This window comes from Corynebacterium sp. MSK032 (assembly GCF_030232065.1).
Classification (GTDB): Bacteria; Actinomycetota; Actinomycetes; order Mycobacteriales; family Mycobacteriaceae; genus Corynebacterium; species Corynebacterium jeikeium_D.
In genome coordinates this window covers 110,341-132,335 of the sequence record NZ_JASPJR010000006.1, presented here as the reverse complement: position 1 = coordinate 132,335, position 21,995 = coordinate 110,341, and the positions used below count along the sequence as shown (strand labels likewise).

The following is a 21,995-nucleotide window of genomic DNA, read 5'->3' as shown; positions in this document are numbered from 1 at the left end:
CGGAGGGGATAGCCCCCAGGGGTCTTTAGCCACAGGACGGCCCGGCGCGCCGGGCTGCTCCCTTTAGGCTAGGACGTCCTTTTTTCTTACCCCCTGTCCTAAGTGTCCTAAGTGTCCTATGTGCTGGTCAGGGCGTTTTTTGGTGTCCTATGTGGTGTCCTATGGTGTCCTATCTTCGTGTCCTAGGTTAGGACGGGTTAGGACGGTGGTTAGGACACTGGAAACCACCGCCTACCTGGGGTTAGGTCGAATAGGTCACTTAGGACGGGTACTAAGGGAAGCTACAAAGTCCTGCCATGCTTCACCCTTGCAGATAATCCAACACTGCTTATCGACGTAGCGAATAGCCTTAGCGTGCACCAGTTCCGCAATCATGTCTCCAGCGTCATTACGCCACCTACGTTGAGGATTAGTAATCTCGCTTACACGCACCTGCTCACTATCCTTTAACGCCTTGTAGACCAATTGGTGAATGCGCTTCCTACGTGCTGCATACTCTGCTTCTTCACGTGTCATCTGCTTGACCACGGCTGAGGCCTGCAGGCGTTCATTACAGGACTCACGTACTTTCTTTGAGTACGCTACGAGCGCGCCCGCGCGCCGCCAATCATCATCGGTAAAGCCGTGCTCTTCCGCGTGCCCTCTAAACACTGCCAGCAGTGCAGCGACACGCACCCGAGTTAACAACAGGTGCGAGTCAAGCCCGCCTGTATAGCCCTTAGTGAGCCGCAACCTACTGCGCTGCTTCACCTGCCTACTGGCCTTATCGCACGCGCGGATTACCGTCCCGGCCTTAGGCAGTTGCACCGCGTCCAACTCTGGCCCAACCTTAGGCAACTGGCTAGGCACGTTCGGATCTAGCAACTCCGTCCACATGAACCGGTGGGGCAATCCATCATCGGGGTTATCCAGCAGCGCCCCTACCCTGCCCCGCTGGGCTCCGATAATCAGCCCGGTGGAATACGTGCCCCCGGCTACGGTGTCCACACTGTTTTTCGTCGCATTACCGACAGTGCTACCGCTGTAGAGCTTCAGCAGGTTTTGCCTAAGCGTGGCCCCGTCGCGCTTCATCAATGTTTCGGCGTTGCTGATTTCCGTCTCCGTGAACAGCACCCGGGGGTTAGGTTTAGGGGCCGGGTCATCTTTGTCCGGCGCGGGTGACATAAACGCGGATACCAGCGATTCACCCGAGCCTAGCGGCCGCTCTTCCAGCACTTCCGGGAAACTGGTGCGGATCAGTGAGTAGGCCTTAGTAGACCGACTGATTACCGAATCCTTGCCCATACCGGAATCACCGACCAACACAAGATAGGCGTTAAGTGGTGTGGGGCCCAGCCCAGCGTTAACGGTAGTTGGGTAGCTTGCCGCCGCAATCCTTGTCAGCGTCACAAGCAGGAATGCGACCGGTGGCACGTAGTGGGCCCGGGCGTAATCCCGTAGGTGCTCGAGCGTGTCTGAGCCGTCGAATACGTCCCTATGCAGCTGCTCCCACTCTTGTGCGGTTAGTACCGAGTCCAGCGGAATATCCGCACCGACCCTAGCCGCGGTTGCTTCCGCGCGCTGCATTGTCTGCTTCACGTCGCTTGCAGTCATCTTAGGCATTAGGCCACCCCCTGAGCTGGAGAGTAAGCCCGGACCTGCTGCCCGTTGATCAGCGCGCGTTGCCCTGCTGCCTGCGCATACAGAACGCGGTCCACCACTTCACCAGTACCGACCAAAGTTGCTTCGTCTAAGCAGCGTTGGATACCCGCCTGAGCCTGCACCAGGGACGCAAAACCAGACTGTTCAACCAGCAGGCACGCCGCAACATTAATCAGCCCAAGCTCAGCGAAACACAGTGCTTTATCGGCGCGGTAGCAGCCACTTCCGGTAATCCGCTGCATTACCCGGACGCTCACCGGGCCTTGCCGCTCATGCAGACGCTGCCCGAACTGCACAACGTTCACAGTCTCCTGGCCCCGGCCCGTCTCCAGCAGCTCCAGGACACCACCTAGCAGCACCTCAAACGCCGGTTGATACAACCTAGGGAACGCCTGCACGGTTAAGCCGCGCCGGGCGATAGCGAACTGCGCTGTTTCCGCCGTACTGGAGACAAGATAGGCAAGTGTTTGTACCGCAAAGGACTCCCACACGCTAGGTGTTCCCTGCCCTACTGGGTTAGTATGGCGGTAGAAACTTGCTTGATTGTCCCCGTGCTGGCCCGGCGCGGGGATATTCTTTTCAGCCATGGGTTACGCCACCTCCCCGCCGTTGTCGATAGCCGGGTGGGTTACCGCACCACTGGGGTGCATACAGGTGGTGAACGGACGTACTCCCGTATGCCGCACGCCGTCGGTATCGACTTCTTCATACGGCTCTAGCCCGGTAACACGCAGGGGGATGTCATTGCTGTAGTGCGTGGCTGTATCAAGCCGGTGTACCCGGACTTCATACGCAAGGATCTTCTTCAGGGTCTCCAGAACAGTTACCGCAAGGTCTGCCTGTTCGGGCGCGCTCATATCGTCTGAGAGTGTGTACAGCGCTTCTATGGCCGCGTCGATTAGACCATTTTCATTGATGTAGGCCAGCGAATCGGCTGGGGCGTAGTTGGTAGTCATTGTTACGCCACCACCTTGCGGGTGGCGCGGGACTCCATGAGGGCATCGAGCTCGAGCATGTCCACACGCAGGGTGCGGGGCGTCGGATAGTAGCCGACGAGCTCCCCGGCGTTGATCATGCGCCGGATAGTCTTTTCGCTGATTGCCCAGCGGCCTGCAGCGTCTTTTACGCTACCCATAAGCCGGGGCTTCAAATTACGCGCCAGGCGGGCGTTGGATGTGGCGGTGTTCGCTGTGGTGCGAGACACATTAGACATGAGTTCTACACTCTTTCCCACGTACCTATTTTGGGTACGAGTAGTAATCCCCAACGAATCGGGGCTTTACTACAAAGCGCCGCATTTAGGCGCTAGGGACAGTAGAAACTCTGCCATCCACCGTCTTAGTCCCGTTCTTAACGGCCCTGCACTCCGGAATCGGAGTGGACTGGCTTCACTACAGTGATACGGCTCAAACCAAATGTGAAGAACTTCTTTCACCTTATCATGGCCTCACATGCTCGCGTCAGGACTGCACTGGCCGCTACATTCCGAGCGCACGCCTTAGAGCCGAATACTGAACCTCATAAATGTCCTCGCGTATTAGCGCGTCTAGTATCGGCGCCAGCTTTTCCTCACGAATGCGGAAGTCAGGGAACACCACATACCAGGACTTCTTAGGCCTCCCAGAACCCCGGTCAATATGGTAGTCCCTCCAGAGCTGTGAAGTCCGTTGGCGGGGGCCCACCACCCAATCTGGGATGAAATCATCCCCCCAACGGTTCACAACTGAGATTCTCCACGACACGCGCCCTCCAATGAGTCGAAGCCCACATATTAGGTCTCCCATGATGTACCGCCCATCAAGTACGCGAATAGTCAAACCGTCAAGCCGGTGCCGCTCACTTTTCTTTTCAGCCATATCTCTACTCCTGCCCTGCCCGACGCGCCGCCGTAACCGACACGTCCACCACGTCCATAAGCTCCGTTGTCCGCTCAGCCCGAACCTGCATGTAAATGCCCATAATCACACTCAAATCATCATCACCGAGAATGCGGCCAATCTCTTTTACATGCGCTCCCTCTTCCGCAAGCCGGGTCACCAACCAGCGCCTACCCGAATGCGGTTTAATCCGCTCAGACACACCCGCCCGCTTAGTAGCACGATCCAACACCGACCGGTAAGACGTATCCATAACAATTTCGCCCGCCCCGGTGGTGGTGAGCAATCGCGCCGGACGCGTGCCGCCGCCGAGCTCATCAGCCAGATTAAGCGCCACCGAGTCCGGGACTACATGCTTAGCCAGGTGCTCCCACAACAGCGGCACCATTGACGGCATAAAGGGGACCTCCCTGTTACCCGCCTGGCTCTTAGGCTTTTGCACCAGCATGTACGTGCTACCGCCGTCCGGTGTAATCCGCTGAGCATTCTGCCTAACCCGAATCGAGTACCGAGGGGCATACGGCACCGGCACATCGCAAATAACATCGTCCACTTCCAGAGCGATTGCTTCACCGATACGCAAGCCGTGGAACAGACACAACACGGTCAGCAGCTTGTAAGACGGCTTCATTGCAGACACCACGGCATGCAGCTCTTCCGTGGTTGGCAGATACGGTAATTCCCGCTCTCTACGCCGTTTAGCGGCCGCAATCTCTACCGGGCTACGGTCTATCAACTCACGTCGCTGAGCTTCATCACACGCCGCTTTAAGCCGCACATAGGCCTTGTGGTTGGTTTCCGGGGTGTCATACACGCGGGTGATACCGTCCCACCACGAATAAACATCGGCTTTAGTCAGTTCCACAAGGGGAATACCAGCAAGCCGGGTAATGTCCGGGTCCACATCACCAGGCGGCCGCGGGTCAGTAATGCGGTTGCGGACGGTACGCCGGTAGATCTGCAGCGTGGACGCGCGGACCGTAAGGCCGTCGTGATACTGCTCTAGCCATGCTTCCACGGTAAGGGCGTGGCGCTGCTGCGCTAGCTGCTCTTCCGCCGCGCGCTGCTCTGGTGGTGTCCACTCATTGAAACTGATTAGCTTTTCTTCTTCATTGAGCCAACCCTGAGCAAGGCCGCGGGTTTTGAAAGTGTCAGGGGCTTTACACTCCTGCCCCCGGTAGGTGTAGCGAGCCTGGAATCTTCCAGACTTGAGTTTTCGGATACTGCCGAATGCCATTGTTTCCGCCTGTGGTGGTCATGTCGGGCGTGCCAGATTTGTGCCAGATATGCCAGATTTGTGCCAGATTCCAGTCTATCCGAGTCCACAACAGGACATTAATCATGTAGACTGAAACCAGTCGCTACCAGGGTAGATACAAGAAAACCCCCGGTCATTTCGACCGAGGGTTTTTCTACTGGTGGAGCTAACGGGACTCGAACCCGTGACCCCCACACTGCCAGTGTGGTGCGCTACCAGCTGCGCCATAGCCCCAGAATCAACATCGAAGTGGCTTTCACCCTCCGCTGTGGACTCCTCAAAGGCTACATGGCACTGTCATGTATCACCAAATCCGCATGTAGAACACTCTTTTACGTATTCGTCGAGTGCCCTAGAGCAGATCTGCCGAACATGAACTGAAGATGAATCGTGTGAGCGTGCACGGAACCTAGCGCAGGGCCACCTTGACCCACTGCCCCAGTCCGCCATCACCGGAAATGTTCTCCAGAATATCCTTGCCATCGACAAAGACGTGCGGTGAGGAAACCTTGCCCAAGCGCTTCTCAAGGTCATCGAAGTTGGCATTTGCGCTTGCCTTAGCCTCGGTGGTGTCGATGCCGGAACGGACTTCGCTGACAATTTCGTCAGCAACACCGAGCTGCTCCAGACGGTCAGCCAACTCATCATCGCTCCACGTGACAGAGTTCTGCTGGTCAGCCATCATCATCGTGCGGAAGTTCCAATATGCGCGAGCATCACCGGTCTCAGCAATCTTGCGGGCAACCGCGAAGACGCGAGTGGAGTGACCGTCACGCTGCTCCTTCTCCTGACCATCCAGGAAGTTCAGCGTGCGGTATTCAGCGACAAGCTTGCCGTCGTTTAGCGCCTTGAGCTCATCATCGTGGCCCTCTTCGCTCATCTGAGCACAGTAGTGGCACGAGTAGTCCTCAAAAATCGTGGCTGTTTTAGCCCCTTCGGCGCCGTCCTTGCTCAGTCGGATGACATCGCCGTCGAGTGCGACGGAGAAGTCGACGTCCTCATCTGGCAGTCCCTCAATCGGCTGCGACCGGCCGATGTAGATAACGCCACCAATAACAACTGCAACGACAGCAAGAAGAGCAATCAGGCCGACGACGAAGCCACTGCCCTTTTCATTTGGATTCTTAATCTTCTGACTCACACCGCTTACGATAGCGGTGTTTTCTTGCCAATGACACAATTGCGCCTGAGAAAACGGAAATGGTTGTTAGGCCGCATCGCTAGGCCCCATCACCTTGCCCCATTCCCCTGGCCTATCCCCTAGGCTTCCCCTCTAGCCAGCGGACTAGGCGTAAATGGCAAACTTCTTCCACGGCCACACGTACACAAATACAGCCAAGGCCAGAAAACCGATGTCTCGGGCGATTGACTTTAGATATGAAACCGCGTCAGCGTTCTCGTCGTAGCCACCGCCACCAAAGCAACCGCAGTCAATCTGCAGGCCGCGCGCCCACGCCGAGATAATGCCGCCGATAAACACCAGCAAGAGCGCGCCAGACAACACCGCTACCGGGCGCAGGAAAAGCCCCAATACCAGCAGGAGTCCAAGGATGACTTCGAAAGCGGGCAGCGCAACCGCTACCATCGGCACCAAATCGCTCGGCAGCAGCTCATAAGCTTGAACTGCCTGACGCGATTCCAGCGGGTTCAGCAGTTTGATAAGACCCGAGTACAACCAAACTGCAGCCAGGCCGAATCGTGCCACCACGCCTACGAAATTCTTCATACACAGAAATGTTAGTACAGGCTAACTGTTTACAGCTAGCCCAATGGTTACCGATTACCCGTTCAGGACTGCCGAGACCACGTCCTGCGCCTCAGCCTGAACCTGTGCCAGGTGATCCGCGCCTTTGAAGGACTCCGCGTAGATCTTGTACTTATCTTCAGTGCCCGACGGACGCGCCGCGAACCAAGCGTTCTCCGTAACCACCTTGAGGCCACCAATCGCAGCGCCGTTGCCCGGTGCTTCAGTCAGTTTGGCTGTAATGGTCTCCCCTGCCAGGGTGTCGGCCTTGACCTGCTCCGGCGAGAGCTTCTTCAGGATTGCCTTCTGCTCACGGGTTGCGTCCGCATCGGTGCGGGCGTAAGCCGGGGCACCGTACTTATCGGCGAGTTCTGCGTAGAGCTGCGATGGAGTCTTCTCGGTCACAGCCTTGATCTCGCTGGCCAGGAGGTCCAGGATGATGCCGTCCTTATCGGTAGACCACACAGTTCCGTCGTGACGCAGGAACGATGCACCAGCGGATTCTTCACCGCCGAAGCCGATGGTGCCGCCGAGCAGACCCGGGACGAACCACTTGAAGCCGACTGGAACTTCCACGAGCTTGCGGCCCAAATTGGCAACGACGCGGTCAATCATCGACGAAGACACCAGCGTCTTACCGACCGCGGTCTCCTGCGACCAGCCCGGACGGTGCGCGAAGAGGTAGTCAATGGCAACGGCCAGGTAGTGGTTCGGGTTCATCAGACCCGCGTCCGGTGTCACAATTCCGTGGCGATCGGAGTCCGCGTCATTGCCGGTGGAGATGTCGAACTTATCGCGGTTACCAATCAGGGACGCCATCGCATTCGGCGAGGAGCAGTCCATACGAATCTTGCCGTCTGTATCCAGCGTCATAAAACGCCAGGTCGCATCAACCAGCGGATTGACCACGGTCAGGTTTAGGTTATGCGCATCGCCAATTGCGCCCCAGTAATCCACCGACGCACCACCCATTGGGTCGGCGCCGATACGCACGCCGGCATCACGGATGGCGTCGAGGTTGACAACATTCGGCAGGTCCGACACGTATGCGTTGAGGTAGTCGTGCTTTACGACGAGGTCTCCGGCCTTATCCACCAGCTGGCGCTTAACCCCATCCAGGCCCTTAGCCAAGTATTCATTAGCACGAGCTGCAATCCAGTCCGTCGCATCCGCGTCCGCCGGACCACCGGTCGGCGGGTTGTACTTAAAACCACCATCCCGTGGCGGATTGTGGGAAGGGGTAATCACGATGCCGTCGGCACGCGCGGCGCTACTCCCCGTCGGACCTCCCTCCACGTCGCGGTTGTACGTCAGAATCGCGTGGCTGACTGCCGGAGTCGGCGTGTAGCGATCCTGAGCGTCAACCATCACGGTGATGCCGTTGGCCGTGAGCACCTCGAGGGCGGAAATCATTGCCGGCTCGGACAGGCCGTGGGTATCGCGACCGACGTAGAGCGGACCTTCAATGCCCTGGCCCTTGCGGTAATCCACGATTGCCTGAGTAGTGGCGTGAATGTGGTCTTCGTTGAAAGCGCCGTCGAGGGAGGAACCGCGGTGACCGGAAGTACCGAAGACGACCTTCTGGTCGGGGTTATTCGGGTCCGGGTGCTTTGTGTAGTAAGCAGTGACCAGTTCCGCGACATCGATAAGGTCGGATGGCTGGGCCAATTGCCCGGCGCGCTCATGAGCCATTGTGGGTATCCTCCTGCTGAATCGGCGAACTGCGCAACCACCGATTTCACCGCCGACGAGCCGGCCGGAATGGGGAAACCGGACTTAAATGCGCTTCCTCTTCCCCAGTGTCCCCGTTTTAGGGTCAGCGCGCATGGCAAGAACCACTCGGTAAGGCAAACTCGCCCCTGCAATAGGGTGCAGTAGGTAGATTGTCGCGTGCCGACGGGAACACCTCCTGGTGAAAGATTCCGAATTGTCGGCGCCTACCTCCCCTTTCGCCACTGTGCTAGCGTTTTCACCGTGAATGAGGAATCTGTCGTTGCGAAACTGCCATCAGCAGGACGGGCGCAGGTTCTCATGGCCCTGGTTGTCGCCGGCGGTGCCGCTATTGGCGCGGTAAGTCGCTTTCTGCTCGGCGCGGCAATCGATGCGATTGTGAGCTCGGGAACTAGCGCAGTTTCGACCACTGCCATCAACTTGTTGGGCTGCTTTCTCTTCGGCCTGGTCAGCAGTATCGCGTTTGCTAATCCTCGGCTTTCCGCTTTCTGCGGTACTGGCTTTTGTGGCGGTTTCACCACTTTCTCCGCATTTGTCATTCTCTTGTTGGTGCAAGCGGACACGTCAGTCGTACTGATTGTGAGCGTCGGACTTATTCATCTGCTGTGCTGCCCTCTCGCCTACTGGTTGGGCACCAAGTGCGCACGGGAGGTCGCGGAATGACCGGCGATCTCCTCGGCTCTTTTTCCTCGGCACTCTCTGCCATCCTCGCTATCACAGTTGGCGCGGCAGTAGGTGGAGCGCTGCGCTATGCGCTGGCCGAACTTGCGGTGAAGTGGGCTGATTCCAAACTACCCGGAACGTGGACCGCGAATATGATTGCCTGCTTCGTCGCCGGTGTCGCTGCTGTGGTGTGGTCGCGGGGAACGTCGATAAGCAATGGCATGACGCCTGCTCTGGCCTATGCGACGGTAATGATTGGCTTCGCCGGCGGCCTGTCGACGTGGTCCACACTCGCCGGAGAGATCGTACGCCTTAAGAACCAACACTTTTGGAGGGCATGTGGGTACCTTGCTCTCACACTGATTGGCGGAATAGTTTTTGCTTTCGTCGGAATGTGTTTACCCCCACTTGTGGCGAATTAGTAGCACAATAATCATTTTCTGAGAAATTAATGATCGAATTTAGGCTTTCTACCAGTAAAGTTCCACAGCATGGAAAGCTTCAGCGATTTTGCCTCAGCGGCGGATAGTTTTATTTGGAGTCCGTATCTCCTGATCCCCGCGCTGATCGGCACCGGAATCATTTTGACCATTCGCCTGGGTGCAATTCACCTGGTCAAACTCGGCCCGGCACTGCGCCTCGGACTCATCGACCGTAACGACGAAGACGCCGAGGGAGATATCACCAACTACCAGGCGCTTGCGACGGCTCTCGCGGCAACAGTCGGTGTCGGCAACATTGTCGGTGTCGCTACCGCGATCGGCCTGGGTGGACCCGGTGCGCTGTTCTGGATGTGGGTGACCGGCCTGCTTGGTATGGCATCGAAGTACTCCGAGGCATTCCTGGGTGTGAAGTACCGTCAGGTCGATGCAGCTGGCGAACAGTCCGGTGGCCCGCAGTACTACCTGCGCAAGGCCATCCCGAATGGTTTTGGTAAGACGCTCGGTATTCTCTTCGCCGTCTTTGCTGCGCTGGCAGCGTTTGGTATCGGCAACCTGACCCAGGGCAATGCCGTGGCCTCGAACCTGGAAAACAGCTTCGACATCGATCCGACGCTCTCCGGCATGATCATGTTCATCCTGGTAGGTGCGGCGCTGATGGGTGGCATTAAGTCGATTGGCCGCATCACCGCCGGCTTTGTGCCGATGATGATTGTGCTCTACATCGGTGCGGCCGTGTGGGTGCTCGTCGCCAATGTCTCGGCGCTGCCCGAGACCTTCAAGCTCATCTTCACCGATGCTTTCACCGGCACCGCGGCCGTTGGTGGGTTCGCAGGCTCCACGCTCATTCTCGCCCTGCAGATGGGTGTTGCCCGCGGCCTGTTCTCCAACGAGTCGGGCCTGGGTTCCGGTGCTATCGCCGCTGCCGCCGCATCGACCACTCACCCGGTTCGTCAGGGTCTGGTCTCCATGACTCAGACCTTCATTGACACCATCATCGTCGTGTCCTTCACCGGCCTGGTTATCATCAGCACCGGTGTTTGGCAGGATGGCAACGTCGACACTGGCGCTCTGACTGCTGAGGCATTCTCCCGCGGTCTACCTGGCCACTGGGGTGGCACAATCGTCACGCTGTCGGTTGTCTTCTTCGCATTCTCCACCATGCTGGGCTGGTCCTACTACGGTGAGCGCGCATTCGAGTCCCTGGTCGGTCGCCGCGGCACCGGTCTCTACCGTGCGGTCTTCACCTGCGTAGTCTTCGTCGGCGCTGTTACTCATCTGGAAACCGTCTGGTCCGTCGCCTCGGCTCTCAACGGCCTGATGGCGCTACCGAACCTCATCGGTCTGATTGTCCTGTCCGGGCTCATTGCGCGCGAGACAAAGGCCTACCTCAAATTTGACCCGCAGTTGCGCGCAACGGCGGCAGAGATTGATAAATGGCAGTCTCAGCAAAACTTCGAGGCCTTCAGCAAGAACTAGCTGAAACTAGCAGCTGCTCGTAGGGACTACGACAAAAACTACGAGCAGGTCTGCGCGGTCTCCGGCTTTTCGATTGCCGCAAGCGCGTCGTCAAGCACAGAGACCTTTACCAACTTCATATCGCCTCGGTCGGCAGTCACAGCCTCTGCGCAATTGCCTTCCGGCACGAAGAACATCTCGGCGCCCTCATCTCGGGCGGCCGAGATTTTGTGTGTAATGCCACCGATTTCGCCCACGTTGCCGGCAGCGTCAATAGTGCCGGTGCCAGCGAGGTGCTGCCCCTCGGTCAAATCGCCTGGACTCAGCTTGTCAATCACTCCGAGCGTCATCATGAGACCCGCAGACGGACCTCCAATGCCGCTGAGCTGGTACTCAACCTTGGTGTCGTCCGCGGATTGCGCCCCCATCCCAACGCCGAGCAGCGCGGCATTCTTCTGATGCGGATTTTCCGCCAGTGTCACAGAAATATCGACGGCTTTCTCGGGGTCAGAGTCCTCGCCCTTAGCAGTCTTCTGCTTGTCGACGGTCGCAGACTTGACCCTCAACGTGACAGTATCGCCCGGGTTGCGTCCGGCAATAATCGCCTTGACTTGCTCAGGCTTGCTTACGGCCACCCCATCCACGGCGAGAATCACATCGTCTTCATGCAGTCGCCCATCGACGGGACTATCCGGCACTGTGTAGGCGACGGTGACTTCCATCGGCAACCCGAGATGTGCCAGCGCAGCGGAGGTGGCGTTGGCCTCTGACTCGGTGAATGCAGCCTTGTTCTCCTCTTCCACCTCGTCCTGACTCTGGCCCGGAGGGAAGACCGCCTCAATGGGGACGATATCGTTGTCACGATCGAACCACAGGCCAATGACCTGCGGCAATGTCAGGTTATGTCTGACTGCGACGGTTGTCATATCCAGCGTGCCCTTAGAGAGTTCGGAGTCCGCAGCACTGCCACTGACCGAGATAATGCTCTTGCCCTCGACATCGCTGAGAACATCGAAGACCGGGCCAGGCCCCTGCGCGGCATAGGGCACTGTCAGCGTTGGCAGCGAGAGCACAGTTGCCAACGCGGCGATGGGCACAGCGCCCGCAACAAGAGTTTGGGTACGACGATTCACAAATAACACCCTACATTCTCGCTATCTGCCTACTGGACACCTGATGAATCTTGTCCGTGTCTGTTCGCTGGGCGCGAAGTTGCCAATAAAGTGGTGCTTTTAAGTACTCACGCGGGTCATTGCCCGGTACGGTGGGAGCATGAGTTCTAACGGATTTGGCTTTGGTCCGAACGACAATGATGACGATCGCGACGACGCTGGCAACAATGACTCCGGTCAGGGCGGTCAGGGCGGCCAGGGCGGTCCTTTCGGTTTCTTCGGGTTTCCCTTCGGTGGCATGGGCGGCGCCGGTGGCTTCGGTTTCGGCGGCCCCGGGCAGCCCGGCAGCGGCGCCTCCGGCAAGGGGGACCAGCCGAACTTGGGCGATATTCTCAACCAGTTCGGCGAGATGTTCTCCGGCATGGGGCAGCGATTCCAGGAGTCTAACTCTGGCCCTGTCAACTACGACGCGGCCGAGCGCGTTGCGCGGACCCGTCTTGGTAACCCGGCTCCGGTGAAGGACTCGGCCCGCGAGGCGCTGACTGATTCCCTGCGCCTGGCCGAACTGTGGCTAGATGACGTCACCTCCCTGCCGGCTGGTGTCAACCGCGTAGAAGCGTGGAATAGCCTGCAGTGGTTGGAGAACACCAAGTCGACATGGACTCGCCTTGTCGATCCCGTCGCCAGCCGCATGAGTGATGCCTCCCTCGAGGGTGTTCCAGAGGAAGCTCGCGAGATGATGGGGCCGATGCTGGGCATCATGCGCCAGATGAACTCGATGAGTTTCGGTACTCAGCTAGGAAATGCGCTGGCGGAGTTGGCACAGACGAGCCTGACTGGTTCTGACCTCGGGCTGCCGCTACACACCACTGGTGCGGCGGTACTGCTGCCAACGCATCTCGTCGCTCTCGCGGAGGAACTCGAGGTTCCAGCGCGCGATCTGTTTATCTACGCCACTGCCCGCGAAGCTGCCCACCAACGTCTCTTCGACCGCGTGCCATGGCTGGCTGAACGCATGATTTCCTCTGTCGAGGAATACGCTGCCGGCATCGTCATCGATTACTCGGCGATTGAAGAGGCCGCCCGCGGTCTGGATATTGAGAACATGCAGGATCCGCAGCGTATGCAGGAGGCTATGAGCGAGCTGCAGAATATGGATCTGAGCCCGAAGATTCGTTCTCGTAACGAGAATGCTCGTACTCGTTTCCAGACGCTGCTAGCACTGGTCGAGGGATGGGTGGACATGGTTGTCACCGATGCCCTCGGTGAGCGTCTATCGGGTGCCGCACAGCTGGATGAAGCCTGGCGTCGTCGCCGCGCCACCGAAGGTGCTGAACAGGCGCTGGAGAAAGCCACCGGCATTGACCTCGGATCCCCCAAGGTGCGTGAGGCAACCAACTTGTGGCACCGTCTGACCACCGCTGTGGGCATCGAGCGACGCGACAAGGTCTGGGATCACCCGGACTTCCTGCCCGTGGCAGAGGATTTGGATGAACCCGCGGCCTTTATTGATTCGGTCCTTGGCGGCTCGGAAAACGATGACTTCGACCCGATCGCAGAGCTTGAAGAGCAGCTGCGCAAAGAGGCCGAAAAGCGCGCGGCTGAGGGCAACGACAGTGACGCCGACGACGATAAGTAGCGAGTTAGCTCTGGGTTCCCCAGCGTTGATACGCCTCTAAATAGCCCCGTGCCCGTTCGTGGTACGGGGCTTTTGCCGCCCAATACCAGAACTCTTCGGTATGACCACCGTCGACGAAAGTGTGCACCAGTTCGTGCACAATGACATCGTCGAGGACGTACCCCGGGACGTCGGCAAGCCTGTGCGAAATGCGAATGCGCCCAGGACTATCGACACCGCCGGTGACGGATGCCCACCTGCGCGACATGTTCTTGACCCATTTGATTGACTCGAACCGCGGGCGATCTTCCAGCACCGTACGAGAGAGCAGCCGTGCGCGGCGCTCCAGCTCGGAATTATCCAGGTTGCTGCCAACTTTCTTCCGCACTCGCGCAACAATTTCATTGACCTGCTGTTTTTCCGCAGCGGCGCTGAGATCGTCCGGAACCATGACAATGATCCGGTTTCCCTCCGCGCGGGCGGACACAGTACGGCGGCGGCGCTTCGAGCGCCGAACCTCAACATCCGGGCCGTACTCAGGTCGCTTGGTGCTCATGCTTTTTAAGCGTATATGCTCTGCGCTGCGATTGCGTAAAAGCTGGCCCCGGGGTAAAAGATATTTTTATGGGGGAATACAGGGATACGTCTCGGGGGCGGGATGGTACGGCTGGCGTAATAGGTTCGCACGCACCCGCTGCACAAACACTTGCCGCGCCTGCCACGGACTACGCGCTGCGGCCGGAGGTACCGATTGTCATGCGCCCAGGCGCGCGGATTCAGTTCGGCGTGGAACCGGAGCGCAGCATGATTCTGCCGCTTTCCGACGGCACCCCGCCGGGGCCTGTCTTCTCGGCGCTTCTTGCAGCTCATAGAGGTAGCACCTTAAGCGAGGCCTTTACTGACAGTCACGACAAACTGTCACCGCAGTTCATTACCGCACTTATCTCCGACCTTCACCGAGCCGCGCTGGTCCAAAAACCACCGACACGGCGGAGGATTACGCTGATTGGTCGGGACAGCTTGCGCACCGGACTTTTAAAGGAGCTTCGTCGCACGGGTTGTGGTAGTTGGACGACGGCAATGTCGCCCACCCGCAATGCGACGCTGAAAATATCTCAATCCACACCGGAAGAGATCGGGCTCGCGGTGGTCACGGGCATGGAAGTACCGAGCATGCCCTTGGTTCGCGCTCTGTTTCATCGTGGAATTGAGCATCTGCACACGCATTTCCGCGATGGGGCACTGATTCTTGGGCCACTTGTTCAACCAGGTCAAGGACCCTGCTCGATGTGTTTCGAAGCTTATCGACGAGACCGCGACCCCGTCCGGGCACTGATTGCGCTACAGCTTCGCACTTTTACGCCCGTGGCCGCACCGGAATGGCTGAACACAGCGGTGCCACTGTTGGTTGGGCAGCTGCGGCGGCCGGATCTCTCAGATCTATGTGCAACGGAGGTGCGCATAGATCTGGAAAGCCTCGATATCACTCGCACTACTGTTGCTCCCCACCCGCAGTGCCCAGTGTGTGGTCATGGAAACTCGCAGATGCAGTTCATGTAATTCGAAGTGCCTTGAGCAGAATCTGACTAGGAATTCACGAAAGAATTGACGATTCCCAAGATGCCTTCGCCGAAATGATTGAGCTTCGCTTCTCCAATTCCGGGAATCTGCAGAAGTTCCTCCGGCGTAGTCGGCTGCTGCTCACCGATGGCCAGAAGGGTCGCATCGGAGAAGATTACGAATGCGGGGACCGTCATTTCCCTCGACATTTCCAAGCGCCATGCACGCAATGCTTCCAGTAGTGCAGGATCCGCACTGACTGGGCACTCTTCACAACGCCCTGAAATCCGCTCGGCATCGGTGTGCAATGGCTTAGTACAGCCCTTGCACTGTTTGGACTGCTGACGCTTACTGCGGGAACTAGAGCTCCTTGAGCTTCGCTGTGCCTCAGCCGAGTAGTCAGAGACATCAATGTCGAGTTCATCGAGGAATCGTGTGCGGCGACGTGACCTGCGGCCGCCTTCTGTCCGCGACAATGACCAAGATAGCTCCAGATGTTCGCGGGCTCGAGTAATGCCGACATAGAACAGACGGCGCTCTTCTTCGATGGCTTCCGCCCCCTGCGCAGGAGAACGGTCGAATTTATTCAGCGCATGTTGGATAGGCAGCGAACCGTCGGTAAGCCCAACGAGGAACACCGCATCCCACTCCAGCCCCTTGGCTGCATGCAGGCTAGCCAGCGTCACGCCATCCAGCGTCGGTGGATGTTTGGCCTGCTGCCGAGTGTGCAATTGGCCGAGGAGCGCCTGGATATTGACCTCGGTGTTGGCATGAACGATGTCCTTACACAGGTCGAATAGGGCGCGCAGTGACTGCCAACGTTCCCTGGCACCAGTGCCTTCCGGCTCTTGGTCAGTCATGCCAAGACCCGCGAAAACCTGCTTGACCAAATCCAACAGATTCGTGCCCTGCAATGTCGGAACAGTCCGTGAGGAACGGGAAACTCGCACAAGTGCTGCGATGGCATCGCGGATCTCGGGACGCTGGTAGAAACCGTCCCCGCCACGAACCTGGTAGGCGACTCCTACCTCGGACAAAGCCTGCTCAAAAACTGCGGACTGTGCGTTAATCCGGTACAAAACGGCAATCTCCGATGCCGGCGTACCCGCGTCGATAAGTCGCTTGATGCTGCGCGCGGTCGCGCGAGCTTCCATTGGCTCATCGTCGTACTGATTGAAAGTCGGCTCCGGGCCGTCTTCACGCTGCCCAATCAGCTTCAGCCGCGAGCCGGCGATACGTCCCTGCGCACGGCCGATGACATTGTTAGCCAGACCGACGACCTGTGGGGTCGATCGGTAGTCCCGCTGCAGGCGGACCACTGTGGCTTCCGGGTAGTCCCGAGAGAAGTTCATCAGGTATTGCGGAGTCGCGCCTGTGAAAGAGTAAATCGTCTGGTTGGCGTCCCCGACAACTGTCAGGTTGTCACGGTCTCCCAGCCAGGCGTTGAGAACTCGCTGCTGTAACGGGGTGACATCCTGGTACTCATCGACGACGAAGCACCGATACTGGTTGCGGAATTCCTCCGCCACTGCACGGGAATTCTCCATCGCACCGGCGGTGTGAATGAGTAGGTCGTCGAAGTCGAGCAATAGCCCGTCCGGGGTGGTTTTTATGTCCTCGTAAGCGCGATAGCAATCGACAATTTTCTCCGCAGACAGAGGCGCCGTGCGCCCATGCTCCCGCAGCGCGGCTTGGTACTGATCCGCACCGGCCAGAGTGGCCTTCGCCCACTCAATCTCGCCCATGACATCTCGGATTGTTTCCTTAGAGGTGTCCAGGCCCACTCGACGTACTGCTTGGGCGACAACACGGAATTTCTTGTCATCCAACAGCTGCCAGGGCATATCACCGGCGACTTGGGGCCAGAAGTAGCGCAGCTGGCGAAGTGATGCCGAGTGGAAAGTGCGCGCCTGGACTCCAGGCGTTCCCATCTTTGCCAGGCGGTCGCGCATCTCCCCTGCGGCACGCGAGGTAAATGTCACCGCTAATACCTTTTGCGGCTGCACAAACCCCTGGTCAATGAGGTACTTGATGCGATGAGTAATTGTTCGGGTCTTACCTGTACCGGCTCCGGCAAGAATGCACACCGGCCCCATCGGAGCCGTGGCTGCCTCACGCTGATCTGGATCCAGCCCAGCTAGATATTCCGGCTCGTTCACATCCGCCTCTGAGTAAGTCAAAAGTTGTTAGACCCCATTTTTAAACTTGTCGAGTGCTATTCGTCATTGCTGTAGACACGGCGGACGTACAGCAGCCGGTCGCCTGGCTCCACCGATTCACACTCCGGTGAATCAATTCGGTACAGCTCACCCGAGCGCACCACACCGAGTGCAATATCCGCGAGGTGCCGTGGGCTGGCACCGATTTCCTCTTCGGTGACGAGCCTCTCTGCAACAGAGAATCCTTCATCCGGGCTCAGGAGGTCTTCCATCATCTCCACCACCGAAGGAGTCACCGTGGCCAGCCCCAGCATTCGGCCGGCGGTTTCAGAAGAAATGACCACTTGGTCTGCACCTGACTGCGTCAACAAGTGGCGGTTTTCTGATTCACGCACTGAAGCCACAATTGAGGCACCCGGTGCCAACTCGCGGACAGACAACGTGACCAGCACCGCTGTGTCATCTTTGTTCGGTGCAACGACTATAGAGCGGGCACGCTGAATACCAGCTAACTTCAGCACATCAGATTTAGTAGCCGACCCATGCACCGTCGCCAAGCCTTGATTCGAAGCGTGGTCGAGTGCTTCCTTGTCCGTATCAATAACAACGATTTCTGCCGGATCTACGCCGTCCGCGAGAAGAGCTGCAATGGCAGAACGACCCTTGGTGCCGTATCCGATAACGACGGTGTGGTTGCGCAACTGTCTCCTCCAGCGCTGAATTTGCAGGGTTTTCCGAGACTCTTGGGTCAAAACGGTCAGAGTAGTACCGACCAAGAGAGCAAGGAAGGCCACACGCAGTGGCGTAATGATCAAAATATTGAGTAATCGAGCCCTCTGTGTGACCGGCGTGATGTCACCGTAGCCCGTCGTCGACAGGCTGACAGCCGAGTAATACACCGCATCGATGAAGGTGAGAGGCTCCGTGTATCCGTCGTGGTCGTAGTAGACCACGACGGATGCAATCAGCAGCAAAAACACGGCGTAGTTCAAACGACGTATGATTAGCCGCCAAGGATTCTTCGGCGCGGACTCAGGCAGACCAATGACTCCCAGCAGTGCATGCCCGGGAAGATCATTGAGCCCGGTTTCGTATCCCGAAGATTTCCGAATTGGATTACGCAACCGCTCCTCGCCTGCCTTTCATGAAAACTCCTCCCGGTGAAAAATAGCGCATACAAACTGCTGCTTTCACCTGGATAACTGGCCACGGCCACGCGGCAGTTACATACGTAGATGATTATCCAATCAGCTCGCGCATTTTCCTGTCTAACTCTATCCTGCTTGGCAGTAGCGCTTCATCTGGTATTAGCGTCCGTCCTGCCGAAACGTAGAAGAACCCGGCTTCAATGTCTTCGAGGGCAGTTTCCATTCCCATCTCGCGCAGCCTATCCGACCACGCCAGGCGGTAAATCGCCAGCTGTAGCGCCGCTACTTCCCTTTCCTTTCCGCGCGGCATCTGGCCTGTCTTCCAGTCAATGACGCTCCACTTCCCGTTGTCGTTAAACACCGCGTCGATTCGGCCGACGACCCGCCTCTGCCCGATGGCAATTTCAAACGGCACCTCTACATGCGTTGGCGTGCGGTCAGCCCACTCAGATGCCTCGAAATTCGCCTTCAATTTCTCCAGTTCGCGTTCGGACGCGACTTGTTCTGTGCCGAGGAAGTCATCCAGTTGATCCCCGAAGAGATCCTCATCGTCCAGCAGACTGTGTGCACCGAAGCGATTCTCCAACCAAGCGTGGAATGCCGTACCTCGGCGCGCGAATCGGTTTGGCTTAAACGGCACCGGGCGTGCTTTCCGACGAGCAAACGCGACCGGATCCGCAATCATCGCTTGGTATTCGCTAGTGGACATGCTTGTCGGCATTGGTAGATGAATCTCCGCGGCCTTAGCTCGAAGGATTTCATCCACGAGAATGGTCGTTTCCGTTTCCCATACCTCAGACAGGTCACCTGCAATGGGGCGCTCATCCTGGTCTTCGCCCATGTAGCGCATGACGCTTTCGGCTGCTCGCTGCACACTATCTCGGCGGTTGCCCAGGGTATCGACGGGCCAGACCACCCCATCAACCGCAGTGTCGCAGTCCAAATCGACTTCAGTGTCCTCTACCTCAGGGTCCTCCCCATCTGTCCACGACACCACATAGTCACTGAATTGAGTGGCGATGGCTGCGAAGTCCGCCGACACGTCGGTGGGTTTCTTCAAGCTCGGATTAGGCCGCCTGCTTGCAGTGACAATGAGCTTTTTCGCGGAGCGAGTCATGGCAACGTAGAAGAGGCGCTGTTTTTCTTCCCTCTCCACTTCTCGCAGCTCTTCCTTGTAGGCTTTGATCACCTTGTTGAGGTCGGTCTGGTTATCGGTGCCTGATATGTCCAGTTCGGGGGCGTTGCTATCGACAGAATCAGCGACAGGAGCCCAATCGCCTGCTGCAAGCTGCGTTGCATCCTCTGTTGTTTCCGCACTAGCCGTTAGCGGATCCACTTGAGTAATTGCGCCAGGAGGAAGCTGAACTGAATTGGTGAGCCACGATGACAAATCAACTCTGTCGAACTTGCTAGTGGTGATGCCCGGAACAGCAACGGTTTCCCACTCCAAGCCCTTTGACTTGTGCATAGTCATGATTTGGACACAGTTTTCCGGCATGTTCATAGGTGCCCGTTCCAAGCCATCATCGTGTTCGACAGCGAATTCCAGATAGTTCAAAAACCCTGTCACATCGTCCGAGATATTTTGAGAATACGTCGCAGCGATATCGACAAACCGATCCAGATGTGCAGTCGTCGGCCTGGTTATCGCGGTAGCGGAACCGTACTGTCCGGCCGCTGCTTCTACGCGAATTCCAAACTCAGTAGCGATGTCCTCGACCAGTTCCGGCAGAGGCTTATTCAGCGAGAACCGGCGTAGTTTTCGTAGGCTTGCACCCAACTGTGCGATGCGCACCATTGCTTCATCTGTGTAGTTCAGTGACTCGCTGCAGACCAACCGCCCATTTTTTTCCACACTGCCGCGCGCCAGCGGGGTGCCGTCGTAAAAACGAATATCCGGGTCGGCGATGGCGTGCCCCAGCCCCACCGCGGACGATGCTGCTTCGGCATCTTCCACGAGCTTGTCATACTGGCGAGCGAGCTGGGAAAGCGGTGAGGAGTCTGAAGTCTCTTCGACGTTGCCCTTCTTGCGGGCCAACTCGTCCTTTCCTGTGATTGCCAGCTGATCTACACGAGTGCGAAGTGCCTCCACGTCTGCGGCACCCAAATTGAACTGTGGGCTGAGTAGCAGACGCAGAGCATCCTGGTCTGAACTGGGGTCGACCAATATCTTCATCACCGAGGTGATATCCATGACCTCGGGCAAGTGCAGCAATCCAGCGAGTCCCACAATGATTGCAGGCACACCCCGCTCAGACAGTGCATCTAAATAGACAGCCGATTCAGCATTTGTCCGAACCAGGATGGCAGCATCGAGCTTGTTGCCAGCTGCTTCACATTCGCGTAATTGCGCCTCCATGCAATCTGCGATGTATGCAACTTCTTCCTCACCGGTTGCAGTGAAAGCAAGCTGCACCTCGCCCTGACCTGCTTTTGGCCCCGCATCCAGTGCCTCTACCGTACGAGCCTGCCCCGCAAAAGCACGGTCGGAGACTGCGTTAGCAAGCTGCAGCACTGACTGCGGGTTTCGCCAAGAAATGGTCAGTTGCTTTTTCTCCGCTGGCTGCCCATCCGACCGCGGAAAATCATTGACAAACTGCACAAGGTTTTCGGCCGTTGCTCCTCGCCAGCCATAAATTGCCTGCATCGGATCGCCGACAGCGGTGACACAACCACCGGAGAACAGCGCACGCAGGAACAGCCGCTGTGTGTGCGACGTGTCCTGGTACTCGTCGAGCATGATGATCTTAAAGCGACGCCGCTCCTCCTCCCCGACTTCCGCGAAGTCGGTGGCTAGCCGGGCCGCACGAGCCATCTGCATACCAAAGGTGGCTACATTTTCTTCATTGCACCGAGCTCGAACCTGCTCTACCAGCGGCAAAATCTCTAATCTCTCCCGCTGCTTATCGACGATGCCCTGTAGATCGCCAATTAGCCCCTCGCGTTTACCCTTCTGCGGGGTCTGCTCAATATTGCTGATGAACGCTTCGGTTTCCTCGCGAATCGCCTGCGGAGTAGACAAGTTTGAGTCGATGTTCGACCCCAGCTCAATAATGCGACTGGCCAGCGTTGATGGCGCAATATCGACATCAATTTCGGTCACATTGCGAGCTGTTTCCCAGGCCAACTGCCACTGCGTCGCGCCATCCATAATGGTGACCCCCGGCTCCGTCGGCAGCAAAAGACCATAATTGCTCACGACTTCAGAGGCATAGGCATCGTAAGTAAGCGTGGTTGGGGCAATGACCTCGAGGCTTGCTAGCACCTCTGGTGAAGCTTGTGCACGAAATGCAGCGGAAGAAGCAAGCGCATTCAGCTGTTGGCGGATACGGACGCCGAGCTCGCGCGCTGCCTTCCTGGTGAAGGTCAAACCTAGAACTTCTTCTGGGCGGATAAAGCCGTTGGCGACCAACCACACAACACGGGCAGCCATTGTCGCTGTTTTACCAGCACCGGCACCGGCGACAACAAGCATTGGTTCCATCGGTGCACCGATTACCGCCGCTTGTTGCGGTGTGGGCGGAAAGTCCTGGCCCATCATCTCCGACAGGGTGACGGGATCAATGATGGTTCGTTCCTCCGACAT

The 21,995-nt window shown here is 57.7% G+C and carries 18 protein-coding genes and 1 tRNA gene; 5 read left to right on the top strand and 14 right to left on the bottom strand.

What is annotated here, in order from left to right; genetic code table 11:
* Nucleotides 1-255: 255 nt before the first annotated feature.
* The 9 genes from QP995_RS05165 to pgm all read right to left on the bottom strand — a co-directional run bounded on the left by QP995_RS05165 (nt 256) and on the right by pgm (nt 8,212).
* Entirely contained in the window at nt 256-1,602 is a 1,347-nt protein-coding gene (locus QP995_RS05165) for a hypothetical protein (protein WP_284852984.1), read from the bottom strand.
* A complete protein-coding gene (locus tag QP995_RS05160) occupies nt 1,602-2,228 on the bottom strand; it encodes a hypothetical protein (RefSeq protein ID WP_284852983.1) in 627 nt (208 codons plus the stop codon). The genes QP995_RS05165 and QP995_RS05160 overlap by 1 nt, the downstream gene beginning before the upstream one ends.
* 3 nt (nt 2,229-2,231) lie before the next feature.
* Nucleotides 2,232-2,597 carry a hypothetical protein gene (locus tag QP995_RS05155; RefSeq protein ID WP_070549922.1) on the bottom strand — a complete coding sequence of 122 codons (366 nt, stop codon included), beginning with the start codon at nt 2,595-2,597 and terminating at the stop codon, nt 2,232-2,234.
* A gap of 2 nt (nt 2,598-2,599) precedes the next feature.
* On the bottom strand, nt 2,600-2,854 hold the full coding sequence (locus QP995_RS05150) for a helix-turn-helix domain-containing protein (protein WP_070549923.1): 255 nt from the start codon (nt 2,852-2,854) through the stop codon (nt 2,600-2,602).
* A 647-nt stretch (nt 2,855-3,501) separates the two neighbouring features.
* Complete coding sequence (locus tag QP995_RS05145; RefSeq protein ID WP_126107916.1) at nt 3,502-4,755, bottom strand: tyrosine-type recombinase/integrase; 1,254 nt, start codon at nt 4,753-4,755, stop codon at nt 3,502-3,504.
* Between the two features lie 179 nt (nt 4,756-4,934).
* Nucleotides 4,935-5,010 (bottom strand) — tRNA-Ala (locus QP995_RS05140).
* A 175-nt stretch (nt 5,011-5,185) separates the two neighbouring features.
* On the bottom strand, nt 5,186-5,917 hold the full coding sequence (locus QP995_RS05135) for a DsbA family protein (RefSeq protein ID WP_070429782.1): 732 nt from the start codon (nt 5,915-5,917) through the stop codon (nt 5,186-5,188).
* Between the two features lie 144 nt (nt 5,918-6,061).
* Nucleotides 6,062-6,502: a MauE/DoxX family redox-associated membrane protein gene (locus tag QP995_RS05130; protein WP_048733317.1), complete on the bottom strand. Its 441-nt coding sequence runs from the start codon at nt 6,500-6,502 to the stop codon at nt 6,062-6,064.
* Between the two features lie 54 nt (nt 6,503-6,556).
* The gene (pgm, locus tag QP995_RS05125) at nt 6,557-8,212 is read right to left on the bottom strand and encodes a phosphoglucomutase (alpha-D-glucose-1,6-bisphosphate-dependent) (RefSeq protein WP_048733320.1); all 1,656 of its coding nucleotides are present in this window, start codon (nt 8,210-8,212) and stop codon (nt 6,557-6,559) included.
* A gap of 282 nt (nt 8,213-8,494) precedes the next feature.
* Between pgm and QP995_RS05120 the strand changes: the two genes are divergently transcribed.
* The 3 genes from QP995_RS05120 (at nt 8,495) to QP995_RS05110 (ending at nt 10,833) form a co-directional block, all read left to right on the top strand.
* Entirely contained in the window at nt 8,495-8,914 is a 420-nt protein-coding gene (locus QP995_RS05120; RefSeq protein WP_224784093.1) for a fluoride efflux transporter FluC, read from the top strand.
* Nucleotides 8,911-9,336, top strand: a complete 426-nt coding sequence (locus QP995_RS05115; RefSeq protein WP_284852982.1) for a fluoride efflux transporter FluC — start codon at nt 8,911-8,913, stop codon at nt 9,334-9,336. Before QP995_RS05120 ends, QP995_RS05115 begins: the two co-directional genes overlap by 4 nt.
* Before the next feature lie 69 nt (nt 9,337-9,405).
* Nucleotides 9,406-10,833 (top strand): alanine/glycine:cation symporter family protein, encoded by a 1,428-nt coding sequence (locus QP995_RS05110; protein ID WP_048733326.1) that lies wholly within the window; start codon nt 9,406-9,408, stop codon nt 10,831-10,833.
* A gap of 38 nt (nt 10,834-10,871) precedes the next feature.
* Here the strand turns inward: QP995_RS05110 and QP995_RS05105 are convergent, their stop codons facing one another.
* Nucleotides 10,872-11,945 (bottom strand): YlbL family protein, encoded by a 1,074-nt coding sequence (locus tag QP995_RS05105; RefSeq protein ID WP_048733327.1) that lies wholly within the window; start codon nt 11,943-11,945, stop codon nt 10,872-10,874.
* Between the two features lie 139 nt (nt 11,946-12,084).
* On the opposite strand from QP995_RS05105, the gene QP995_RS05100 reads away from it, so the two are divergent.
* Entirely contained in the window at nt 12,085-13,563 is a 1,479-nt protein-coding gene (locus QP995_RS05100; RefSeq protein ID WP_069359468.1) for a zinc-dependent metalloprotease, read from the top strand.
* 4 nt (nt 13,564-13,567) lie between these two features.
* Here the strand turns inward: QP995_RS05100 and QP995_RS05095 are convergent, their stop codons facing one another.
* Nucleotides 13,568-14,098, bottom strand: coding sequence for a YgjP-like metallopeptidase domain-containing protein (locus QP995_RS05095; RefSeq protein ID WP_016422236.1), 531 nt, complete (start codon nt 14,096-14,098; stop codon nt 13,568-13,570).
* Between the two features lie 68 nt (nt 14,099-14,166).
* Here QP995_RS05095 and QP995_RS05090 point away from each other — a divergent pair, with 68 nt between their 5' ends.
* Nucleotides 14,167-15,102, top strand: a complete 936-nt coding sequence (locus QP995_RS05090) for a TOMM precursor leader peptide-binding protein (RefSeq protein ID WP_070545786.1) — start codon at nt 14,167-14,169, stop codon at nt 15,100-15,102.
* Nucleotides 15,103-15,128: 26 nt separating this feature from the next.
* On the opposite strand, the gene QP995_RS05085 is transcribed toward QP995_RS05090, so the two are convergent.
* The 3 genes from QP995_RS05085 to QP995_RS05075 all read right to left on the bottom strand — a co-directional run bounded on the left by QP995_RS05085 (nt 15,129) and on the right by QP995_RS05075 (nt 21,995).
* Nucleotides 15,129-17,198 (bottom strand): ATP-dependent DNA helicase UvrD2, encoded by a 2,070-nt coding sequence (locus QP995_RS05085; RefSeq protein WP_070429882.1) that lies wholly within the window; start codon nt 17,196-17,198, stop codon nt 15,129-15,131.
* A gap of 119 nt (nt 17,199-17,317) precedes the next feature.
* Nucleotides 17,318-18,385 carry a potassium channel family protein gene (locus QP995_RS05080; RefSeq protein WP_049182182.1) on the bottom strand — a complete coding sequence of 356 codons (1,068 nt, stop codon included), beginning with the start codon at nt 18,383-18,385 and terminating at the stop codon, nt 17,318-17,320.
* Between the two features lie 115 nt (nt 18,386-18,500).
* On the bottom strand, nt 18,501-21,995 hold the full coding sequence (locus QP995_RS05075) for an ATP-dependent helicase (protein WP_070429783.1): 3,495 nt from the start codon (nt 21,993-21,995) through the stop codon (nt 18,501-18,503).